This window comes from Ferrovum myxofaciens (assembly GCF_000735045.1).
Classification (GTDB): domain Bacteria; phylum Pseudomonadota; class Gammaproteobacteria; order Burkholderiales; family Ferrovaceae; genus Ferrovum; species Ferrovum myxofaciens.
In genome coordinates this window covers 1-813 of sequence record NZ_JPOQ01000258.1, presented here as the reverse complement: position 1 = coordinate 813, position 813 = coordinate 1, and the positions used below count along the sequence as shown (strand labels likewise).

General features: G+C 47.5%; 1 protein-coding gene. It reads left to right on the top strand.

Annotated elements, in window-relative coordinates; all coding sequences use genetic code 11:
* Positions 1 to 303 precede the first annotated feature (303 nt).
* On the top strand, positions 304 to 813 hold a 510-nt coding region (locus tag IV91_RS0113345; protein WP_031599268.1), incomplete at its 3' end, for a tyrosine-type recombinase/integrase.

Genomic DNA, 813 nt, shown 5'->3' with positions numbered 1-813 from the left:
GGCATCATCAAACAATATATCGAGCAACAGCAAACGCCACTATAGGAAACGAAGATGGATGCCTTCGGCATCCGCGCTATTCATCCCCGCCCTGAACGACGGGGCTTTTCGCGCAGTCCGGGTAAATACTGGCGGAGAGGGTGTCCGCTTAAATAAAGTCCAATAATGTCCGATACAATTTAAATATACCTTTATAATTAGCAAGGTATACAAATAATTGTCTAGTAACGTCCATTATCATACATCAAAAACTATTCATTTGTGGCATACTGGACGGCATACTGTACTGATGGTTGTTTACCCATGGCTGCACTTACCGAACTGAAGGCTCGCTCCATAAAACCCGGCGGACAGGTTTTGCCACATGGCAACATTACGGGACTGGCCTTGCATCCATCCGCCAAGAAGGGATGTGGAAAATGGGTATTGAGATACTTGAGCCCTCTTACAAAAAAGCGCCGAAACGCAGGTTTGGGCACCTACCCTGAAGTAAGCATCGCCGAAGCAGCCCAGAAGGCATTGCTTATGCGCCAACAAATATCGGCAGGCCAAGATCCGCTGGAGCAGAAAAAGATATTGGAACCGGCACAACCAACAGTCCCCACTTTTGAAGATGCCGCCACTACAGTGCATGCAGAACGGCTGCCTGGTTGGAAAAACCACAAACACGGTCAGCAATGGATAAACACCCTTACCCAAGACGTTTTCCCTATCATTGGATCCTTACCATTGGATCTAATCCAACCTCGGCATATTGCTGACGCTTTACGTCCAACTTGGCTAGAGAAACCAGAAACCTCTAGCCGCATTAAA